The sequence below is a fragment of the Paenibacillus sp. FW126-R14 genome, from assembly GCF_058789495.1.
This window is the reverse complement of the sequence record NZ_JBYTBS010000137.1, coordinates 1-873: the sequence shown is the minus strand read 5'-3', so window position 1 is coordinate 873 and position 873 is coordinate 1. Positions and strand designations below refer to the sequence as shown.

Below are 873 nucleotides of genomic sequence, written 5' to 3'. Positions count from 1 at the left end.
AGGCTGACGGGATCGAACCGCCGACCCTCTGCTTGTAAGGCAGATGCTCTCCCAGCTGAGCTAAGCCTCCATGGGAATGAACTTCTAAGATAGAAATGGTGACCCGTAGGGGACTCGAACCCCTGTTACCTCCGTGAAAGGGAGGTGTCTTAACCACTTGACCAACGGGCCATGCTGAATGAAAATATACCGACGGAGAGAGAGGGATTCGAACCCTCGCACCACTTACGCAGTCTAACCCCTTAGCAGAGGGTCCCCTTATAGCCACTTGGGTATCTCTCCAATATAACGAACTACTAGCGGCAGAGGGGCTCGAACCCCCGACCTTACGGGTATGAACCGTACGCTCTAGCCAGCTGAGCTACGCCGCCATAATGTCTAAATTTATAAGAAACGGAGAAGGAGGGATTCGAACCCTCGAGACGCTTGTGACGCCTACACGATTTCCAATCGTGCTCCTTCGGCCAACTCGGACACTTCTCCTAGTATTTATGGGTTAGGACTCCCCGAACAGGACTCGAACCTGTGACAACTCGATTAACAGTCGAGTGCTCTACCAACTGAGCTATCAGGGAATATGGTGGAGCCAAGCGGGATCGAACCGCTGACCTCCTGCTTGCAAGGCAGGCGCTCTCCCAGCTGAGCTATGGCCCCATAGTGTTGACTGGAACTAAAAATTCATGGTTGGCCCTAGTGGACTCGAACCACCGACCTCACCCTTATCAGGGGTGCGCTCTAACCAGCTGAGCTAAGGGCCAAAATTGATAACAATTTTTTTTGTTTAAACACCCACAAGGGGTACTGCTTGGCAACGTTCTACTCTCCCAGAACCCTGCGGTTCAAGTACCATCGACGCTGGAGGGCTTAACGGTC

The 873-nt window shown here is 52.6% G+C and carries 7 tRNA genes; all 7 read right to left on the bottom strand.

Going from position 1 to position 873, the window contains the following annotated elements:
* Window positions 1–96 precede the first annotated feature (96 nt).
* Window positions 97–171: transfer RNA gene (locus AC3WRW_RS33040), tRNA-Glu, on the bottom strand.
* Window positions 172–193: 22 nt separating this feature from the next.
* Window positions 194–282, bottom strand: a tRNA-Ser gene (locus AC3WRW_RS33035).
* 15 nt (window positions 283–297) lie between these two features.
* Window positions 298–371: transfer RNA gene (locus tag AC3WRW_RS33030), tRNA-Met, on the bottom strand.
* Window positions 372–394: 23 nt separating this feature from the next.
* Window positions 395–483: transfer RNA gene (locus AC3WRW_RS33025), tRNA-Ser, on the bottom strand.
* A gap of 19 nt (window positions 484–502) precedes the next feature.
* Window positions 503–575, bottom strand: a tRNA-Asn gene (locus tag AC3WRW_RS33020).
* A 3-nt stretch (window positions 576–578) separates the two neighbouring features.
* Window positions 579–654, bottom strand: a tRNA-Ala gene (locus AC3WRW_RS33015).
* Between the two features lie 27 nt (window positions 655–681).
* Window positions 682–758, bottom strand: a tRNA-Ile gene (locus tag AC3WRW_RS33010).
* Between the last annotated feature and the right edge of the window lie 115 nt (window positions 759–873).